Source organism: Dolichospermum sp. LEGE 00246, from assembly GCF_015207865.1.
Taxonomy (GTDB): domain Bacteria; phylum Cyanobacteriota; class Cyanobacteriia; order Cyanobacteriales; family Nostocaceae; genus Dolichospermum; species Dolichospermum heterosporum.
In genome coordinates this window covers 1-8,553 of sequence record NZ_JADEWA010000232.1, presented here as the reverse complement: position 1 = coordinate 8,553, position 8,553 = coordinate 1, and the positions used below count along the sequence as shown (strand labels likewise).

Genomic DNA, 8,553 nt, shown 5'->3' with positions numbered 1-8,553 from the left:
GAATTGTATTACCAGTAATAGATGAAACCACAGGAATTTTTGCAGGTTGAAAATTCTGAGTTGATGTTAAGTCTTCCTTTTTTAAAATTAGAGAAATTATATCTTCTAAGGTGAAAATTTCTGCTAATACTAAAGCTGTATAATTTCCTGTACCATAACCTATAGATATTGCAGGTTCAATTCCCCAGGATTTCAATAATTGAGCGATCGCATATTCACAAATAAAATCAACTAGTTGGCTATGAACAATATTTTCTAAATTCTCTTTTTCAATCAATTCTAAAAAAGAGTTGCCTACATGAGAATCAAGAATCAATTCCAATGGTTCTAGAAGGGAATCAAGGTCTGGCTGACTTTTATAAAATAATTTAATCAGCGGCTTAATTTTATCGCTTTCTCCCGAAAAAATGAAACAAATTGGTGCAGGTTTTCGCCTCGTAATTTGGCCACTGAATATACTTGGTGACAATTGTTTATGAATATAAATATTGAGTTGATCTTTCAATTGTTCTTTGGATTCAGTGATAATAGCTAGACGGTGTTTAAATTGCGATCGCCTGGTATTGGCAGTAAAACAAATATCCACCAAAGATGCTTCAGGTTTATCTTCTAAAAAAGCTTGGTGACGTTGGGCTAAAGCCTGTAAAGCAGTGGGACTCTTTGCGGTTAGGGTGAAAATTTGTAAGGGAAAAAGATTAGATTCAGCCTTTTCTTGAGATGGAACTGATTCTAATATCACATGAGCATTCGTTCCGCCTAAACCGAAAGCACTCACTCCCGCTCGAATTGGCTCTGTTTCTTCTGGTAAAATTTCTAAGGTTTCTTGTACTTTTAGTCCTAGCTTGGCAAAAGGAATAGCCGGATTAGGCTCTTGAAAATGTAAATTAGGTGGTATCTGGCGATGGTAAAGGGAGAGAGCGACTTTAATCAAACCCGCAATACCAGAGGCGGCTTCTGTATGACCAATATTGGTTTTCACACAACCGACTCGACAGGGATTATCGGGAGTTCGATCTTTGCCGACCACTGCACCTAACGCCTTCATTTCCAGGGTATCTCCGATCAATGTCGCTGTCCCGTGAGCTTCAATATAATTGATAGAACTGGGATCAATATCAGCCTGTTGATAAACTTTTTGCAAGAGATCAATCTGAGCTTGCATATTGGGTGCGGTTAAGCCATTACCACTACCATTGTGATTAACACTACTCCCTCGAATTACAGCATAAATGCGATCGCCATCTATTTGAGCTTGGGATAAAAGTTTCAAGACAACGACTCCGATCCCCTCACTCCGAACATAACCATCCGCTTTAGCATCAAACGTTTTACACAAACCATCAGAGGCAAGTAATCCAGCATTAATAAATCTGTTTGTGATGGCAGGAGAAAATATCATATTTACACCTGCGGCTAAAGTCAAAGAGCTTTCCCCAGTCCATAAACTATGACAAGCGCGATCAACGGCTACCAAAGAGGATGAACAAGCCGTATTAATTGCCAGACTAGGACCGCAAAAATCAAAATGATAGGAAATACGATTAGCCACCATAGAGCGATGATTACCCGTTGTTGCCTCTATATCTGGAATCGCCTCTTGTTGAATGACTAACTGATGATATTCACTACAAGAAATACCAACAAAAACAGCCGTGTTAGTACCTGCTAATTTTTCGGGAATTTGCCCTGCATCTTCTAAAGCTTCCCAAGTTACTTCTAATAAGAATCTATGTTGGGGATCAATTTTTGTAGCTTCTTTTGAGGAAATCCCAAAAAATGCCGCGTCAAACTTATCTATTCCTTTCAAAAATCCGCCCCAACCTGTCATTTTCGTAGGGCGATCGCTGGGGGATTCCGTAATAGCATCAATTCCATCTTGATTAACTTGCCAAAATTCATTGAGATCATTTGCACCAGGAAAACGACATCCCATGCCAATAATTGCAATAGATTCTTTCTGTATTTTGAGATTAGTCATCATTATTAAATTGTATATACGATTAATAAATAGGCGTAAATTTCACAGGAAGAGTTTTTAATCTTCTGGAAATATTGCTTTCATACCAGTCTAATTTATCTGTATTGAGGCAAATATCTGGTAAACGTTGCATCAGTGCATTTAGGGCGATTTGCACTTCAAGCTTGGCTAAAAACATTCCTAAACAATAGTGAATACCACCGCCAAAAGCCAAATTAGGTTTGCGACGACTGAAATCCAGTTGTTGGGGACGAGAAAAGTATTCAGGATCATGGTTTACTGCACCGATATAGATAACGACATATTCCCCGCGATGAATAATTTTTCCTGAAACCTCAACGTCTTCCATTGCTCGACGAGAGACATACTGAATGGGACTATCATAACGCAACAATTCTTCGACAATATTTTTAATATTATCAGGATTTTGTCGTACATATTCTAAACTTTGTGGGTGTTTTAACAGGGCTAAAAGAGCATTGCTGACTAGTCCTTTTGTTGATTCCTGGGCTGTCGCACTTAGCAGAATACAAGTGCTAACTATTTCATCTTCTGTTAGTGTATTGACCTGATCTTTCTGATTAGCTAACTGGCTGATCAAACCATTATTTGGTTGTCTTTTATATTCAGCTATTTTTTGGGAAAGATAGGCTCTATTTTCAATCATGATTTGATTTTGTTCTTTATATTTTTCCAAAGATACTGGTTGATCGCCTGTTCCGAGAAAATTTCTTTCGTCCGTTGTATTCGCTAATTTAGCCTGAAAAGTTGCGATCGTTTGTTCTTCTTGGTGCCAATAACCTTGAGCAATACTAGAACCAAAAATCCAAATTTCTCCTACTTGATTCTCACCACATTCTAAACAACTTTCAGGATCGACAATTTTGACTTCCATATCTTGCCAAGCATGGCCACAACCGACAAGTTCCTGATAATTTTCACTATCTTTCTCTGCTTCTACAATTTGATTATTTTTCAAAGATTCTGACTGAACATTTAAGTAAACTGGCTCATCTTCAATATTACCCCCAGAAATCATTAAGGTTGCTTCTGCCATGCCGTAACAGGGATAAAAATATTGAGATTTAAATCCAGAAGATTGAAATTTATCACTAAAATTATCTAGGGTTTTTCTTCGTATTGGCTCTGCTCCATTGTAGGCACTTAGCCAACTGCTTAAATCAAGGCTTTTCTGTTGTTCTGGCGTAATTCTTCGCACACATAATTCATAGCCTAAATTGGGACTACCGCTATGAGTTGCTCGATATTTGGTAATTGCTTGTAGCCAGAGCATAGGATTCTTTAAAAAAGATTCAGGCGACATCACAATACCCAAAAAACCTGTATAAAGAGGTTGAATAATACCATCAATCAACCCCATATCATGAAAACTCGGCAACCAAGTCACAGAAACACTTTTTTCTGTAAGTTCAAAAGCTTTTTGAATATAAACTGAATTATTGGCAATGTTGTCATGGGAAATCATTACTCCCTTCGGCGAACCCGTTGAACCTGATGTGTATTGGAGGAAAGCTAGGGTATCACCACTAATCTCTGGGAGATGAAACTCAAAGTCTTGGTCATCATTTAGATTATCTGTTGCCAAAAATTGCGTTACGGATAAGTCTAAAAAATTCTCAAGTTTCGGTTGAATATTTTCTAAAAGAAAGCTAGTAGTCAGAATAATTTGAGGTTGAGAATCTTCAATAATTGCTATTAATCGAGATATTTTTTGATTCCGTTTTGGTGGGTAAGCAGGAACTGCAATAATTCCAGCAGATAGACACCCTAAAAAAGCCGCGATGAATTCTAAACCTTGGGGATAAAGCAATAAGGCTATGGCTCCTGGGGGGATTAGAGATTGTAACCTAGCGGCAATTCTTTTTGAAATTTGAGATAGTTGTTGATAAGTAATCGTTTGCTCTTGATTTTCTCTATTTTTGAGAAAAATATAAGCTAATTTTTCGGGGCTTTGACTTGCTTTTTGGTCAAGGATTGATAGTAAATTGAGCATTAAGTAGGTGTATATAATAAAAGCGAAATTTATTGCGTTTTATGAAATGGACGAAACTCAATCAGAATCTCGGATTGAGACAACTTTATATAAGGTTACATACCTTTAAATTTTTCTGTTCACCTACTTAAGCTGTTACGCAGCTAAATTTGATAACCATAATTTACTTGAACTTTGTAGTGCGGGCATCTTGCCCGCTAGAATTATACAAACTAAATGCACAACAGCTTATAACTACGAATTTATCTCGTCTCACGTGAATTATACTCAAAACGGCTAGAAGCTGGACTTTTTTATCATACAAAGAACAAGTTCAAAGTCTCTCCCCGCACCTCTCCCTAAGAGGTTGTTTGAAAAGTCGTATCCCGTAATTTTTATCACATTGCTAAGTAATTGGACAAAAATATTTACAGTCATTGCGAGCGAAGGGAAGCAATCACAACCCTGGCGATTGCTTGATTTCACTTCGTTCCATATGGCTAACGCCACGCTACGCTAACGCAATGACATTGTGTAATTAATTCTGTCTCACTACTTACCCCTCTTTCCCCTTATAAAGGGGGGAAACAATAAAAGTCCAGTTCCCTCCCCTTACTAAGGGGAGGGTTAGGGTGGGGTAAAAAATATTTGATACATCAACCATAACTTTTAAAACACCCTCTAACCCTCTCCTTTTAGGAGAGGGAAAAGGAATAACATTTAATACTGGAGAGGTTTACCAGAGGGGTTTCATATTTGGTTAAACTATTAACAGTTTTCAGTATATACCATAATTGGGCAAAAGCTAAAAAGGCTACAGCCATCTCCAGTCTATTAGACATCTCCAAGATGGTAGAGACCTTACATGGAACGTCTCTACAATGGTTTCAGGTCACGCATATTTAATTTCTGGATATGTCTATTAAGTAAAGTGTAATACCTACAATAATATTTAAAACCAATTTTTCTTCAGTAATTTGTTACTGACAATGACCACAAACATTAACAAACCAAACTGAATTGGCCAAGGTGCTAATACTAAACTTACAATAAAAATAACGGCTGTGAAAACACCTGCAATATTAGTGATTTCATCATCATTTCTTTTAAAGAGATAGCCAGTCATTACACCTGTCACTAATGTCATTAAGAAAAACAAAGGCATTTTTACTAATCTCCAAACTACGAGCTACTGTTTAATACCAGTAGATTTCAACCTTCTTCAAGGACGTTGTTAACATTATACTTAAGTAAAGCAAAATGGCAACGATTTTATTGTCAAGCTATGGAATCGCTATTTTCAAATAGTGTGATTATTTGGTACATTGAACTAACACTATCTATTCGTGCTGGAATTCATTTAACACTTTTAATTTAAATACCCGATGTTGAACATTTCCCAACTCCTCGCCAGTGAACTACAACTTAAACCCCAGCAGGTACAAAACGCGCTGGAACTTTTAGCAGAAGGGGCAACAATTCCCTTTATTGCGCGTTACCGTAAAGAAAAAACAGATGAAATGGATGAGGTGCAATTACGGGATTTACAAGATAGGCATAATTACTTAACGGAGTTAGAAGAAAGAAAAAAAGTAATTGTGAGTGCGATCGCTCAACAAGATAAACTTACCCCAGAACTACAAGCAAAAATAGCATCCTGTTTACAAAAAACTGAACTGGAAGATTTATATTTACCCTATCGTCCTAAACGTCGGACTCGTGCTACCATTGCTAGGGAAAAAGGGTTAGAAGCGCTCGCCAGATTTATTCAATCTCTAAATACGAAAAATGCTGTTTCTGCATCATTAGAGGAAGCAGCAGCAAAGTATATTTCCGAAACTTTAGGAGTAAAAAGTGCAGATGAAGCTTTAAAAGGGGCATCTGATATCTTAGCAGAAGAAGTAGCAGAAAAAGCAGAATTACGCGCATATATCCGCGATTATCTTTTAGAAAATGGGCTGTTTATTTCTCGGATTAAAGATGACCATCCCGAAGGGACGACTAAATTTGAAATGTACCGCAATTATCAAATTAAAGTCAAAAATATTGCCCCTCATAATATGTTGGCTTTATGTCGAGGAAAAGATGAAAAAATCCTCAGTTTTGAAGTTGCTTATGACGAAGATTTTATCCTGGGTTATTTAGAATCTCAAGAAATTAAAACTAAGGTTAGTAACGTGCGTGAATTTTATCAAGTCATGTTAAAAGATAGTTTTAACCGCTTAATCAAAACTTCCTTAATTAGCGAAGTAACTAACGAGAAAAAGACCTTTGCTGACATAGAATCAATCAAAACCTTTGAAACAAATTTGCGAGAATTGCTGTTATCTGCACCAGCAGGAATGAAACCGACAATGGCGATAGATCCTGGTTTTAGAACCGGGTGCAAAGTCGCTATACTAGATGAAACTGGACAATTTTTAGAATATCAAGCCGTATTTCCCCACCAAGCCGCAGAACAACGCCAAAAAGCCGCCCAAACTATTAAGAAATTACTGGAAAAATACCACATTCAATTAATTGCTATTGGTAACGGTACAGCGTCACGAGAAACAGAAGAATTTGTTGCCGAAGTATTACCAAATATAGCCCATAAACCAGTTAAAGTCATGGTAAATGAATCTGGCGCATCTATATATTCCGCCAGTGAAGTAGCTAGAGAAGAATTTCCTGATTTAGATATTACCGTGCGGGGTGCAATTAGTATTGGGAGAAGATTGCAAGATCCTTTAGCCGAATTAGTCAAAATAGATCCTAAATCAATTGGTGTAGGACAATATCAACATGACGTTGATCAAAAATTACTGAAAAAGAAATTAGATGAAACCGTCGAAAGTTGCGTTAACTATGTGGGTGTAGACTTAAATACAGCTTCTAAAGAACTTCTCACCTTTGTTTCGGGAATTACCCCAACCATAGCTAATAATATTATTGCCTATCGTAACGAAAATGGCGCATTTAAAAATCGTCGTCAACTCTTGAAAGTAGCCAAACTAGGACCAAAAGCCTTTGAACAAGCAGCAGGTTTTTTAAGAATTCGTGGTGGTGAAAATCCCTTAGATAATACCGCAGTTCATCCAGAAAGTTATTCCCTAGTGCAATCTATCGCGGCTGATTTAGGAGTATCCTTGAATCAAGTTACACAAGTTGCAGAAAAACTCAAAGAAGCCAACATCAAAAAATATGTTACTGACACCATTGGAGAACCAACCCTGCGCGACATTCTCAGCGAATTAGAAAAACCAGGCAGAGATCCTCGTGCTGAATTTAAATATGCTACCTTTAAAGAAGGAATCAAAGAAATTAAAGATCTAACCGTAGGAATGCAACTAGAAGGAATTATTACCAACGTTGCTAACTTCGGTGCTTTCGTTGATATTGGAGTCCATCAAGATGGTTTAGTGCATATTTCCCAACTTGCTGATAGATTTGTAGATGATCCAAAAAAAATTGTCAAAGTTGGACAAGTCGTTAAAGTGCAAGTTTTAGAAATCAACGAAAAACTCAAACGCATAGGTTTATCAATGAAAGGAATCAAACAATAATTACCTCTTCCTGACTTTTTATGTTAATCATAGCCCCCTCCTCGCTTGCAAAGAGGGAGTTGGGGGTTGGGTTCTTGTATCTCACTCAACCGACAATTAAGTAATTGGACAAAAATATTTACAGTCATTGCGAGCGAAGGGAAGCAATCACAACCCTTGGAATTGCTTCATTTCACTTCGTTCCATATGGCTAACGCCACGCAATGACATTGTGTAATTAATTCTGTCTCACTACTTACTATATTTAACGTAAGTTGCTAGTTAGGTAAATTGTCAGAACTGGCTAACACCTCCCGTAAGGGATACAGGATATGCAGGATTAAAGGATGAAAATCAGAGATTTGATCACAAATCACCAAATGTTTACCTGTCTTTTGTATTCTGTTGTTGAATAATCTCGCTAATTTCTGCCAAACTTAAGTTTAAAACTTGTGCGATTTGTTCTGTAGTTAAACCCAATGCTATCAAACCAGGAACTGCGTCTAACTTGGCTTTGCGTTCACCTACTTCTATTCCTTCTTCCTTTCCCTCTTCTTTTGCTTCTTGATAAAATCGGGTTTGTTTTAACTCACTTAATCCAAACATGGCTTGATTTTTGGGTTTGTTTTGGCGAATGTAAAGAAATATTTCGCTAAAAAGTCTATGGTAGAGATCCTTGTCTGATTGAAATTGTACTTCTAAAAAGTAGATCGGGTTATCTGTATTTTGGTTAGGTAAGAAAACTCCATCTATTCTCAAGGCTGTTTGTTTGACTTCAACTGATGAAAATTGATAAAGTTCGGCTAGTTGGTGAGAGTTACCAATCAGTTAAAAAAATATGTTGGGTATTTCTTGAAATTGTTTTTATTCAATCTTGAAAAAAGGTGTTGAAAATATCAATAGGTACAGCTAAATAAAGAACTCTATTAGATTCTGTTATTTGCAAAGCAAGACGATGTGGACATAGTGCTATAATTTAGTTTATATTGTACTACAAGTGGTTTTCAGAAAATCGCTAAATATGATTAAAAATAAATATCTTTAATAAAATAATAAAT

5 protein-coding genes are annotated in these 8,553 nt (G+C 36.8%); 1 reads left to right on the top strand and 4 read right to left on the bottom strand.

The features are described 5' to 3' along the window. The 3 genes from IQ228_RS15505 to IQ228_RS15495 form a co-directional block, all read right to left on the bottom strand. The coding region (locus tag IQ228_RS15505) for a type I polyketide synthase (protein WP_193963435.1) at positions 1-1,978 on the bottom strand (1,978 nt) is incomplete at its 3' end. Between the two features lie 22 nt (positions 1,979-2,000). Continuing rightward, positions 2,001-3,992 (bottom strand): cytochrome P450, encoded by a 1,992-nt coding sequence (locus tag IQ228_RS15500; RefSeq protein WP_193963433.1) that lies wholly within the window; start codon positions 3,990-3,992, stop codon positions 2,001-2,003. Positions 3,993-4,923: 931 nt separating this feature from the next. Then, positions 4,924-5,136 (bottom strand): hypothetical protein, encoded by a 213-nt coding sequence (locus tag IQ228_RS15495; RefSeq protein WP_027402177.1) that lies wholly within the window; start codon positions 5,134-5,136, stop codon positions 4,924-4,926. A gap of 220 nt (positions 5,137-5,356) precedes the next feature. Here IQ228_RS15495 and IQ228_RS15490 point away from each other — a divergent pair, with 220 nt between their 5' ends. Then, positions 5,357-7,516 (top strand): Tex family protein, encoded by a 2,160-nt coding sequence (locus IQ228_RS15490; protein WP_193963430.1) that lies wholly within the window; start codon positions 5,357-5,359, stop codon positions 7,514-7,516. 363 nt (positions 7,517-7,879) lie between these two features. Here the strand turns inward: IQ228_RS15490 and IQ228_RS15485 are convergent, their stop codons facing one another. After that, complete coding sequence (locus tag IQ228_RS15485; RefSeq protein WP_370566899.1) at positions 7,880-8,323, bottom strand: DUF2887 domain-containing protein; 444 nt, start codon at positions 8,321-8,323, stop codon at positions 7,880-7,882. Between the last annotated feature and the right edge of the window lie 230 nt (positions 8,324-8,553).

What these genes read in the sequence shown, in the direction of transcription:
- IQ228_RS15500 (WP_193963433.1), bottom strand. Translation starts at nt 3,992, where the DNA reads ATGCTCAATTTACTATCAATCCTTGACCAAAAAGCAAGTCAAAGCCCC.
- IQ228_RS15495 (WP_027402177.1), bottom strand. Translation starts at nt 5,136, where the DNA reads ATGCCTTTGTTTTTCTTAATGACATTAGTGACAGGTGTAATGACTGGC.
- IQ228_RS15490 (WP_193963430.1), top strand. Translation starts at nt 5,357, where the DNA reads ATGTTGAACATTTCCCAACTCCTCGCCAGTGAACTACAACTTAAACCC.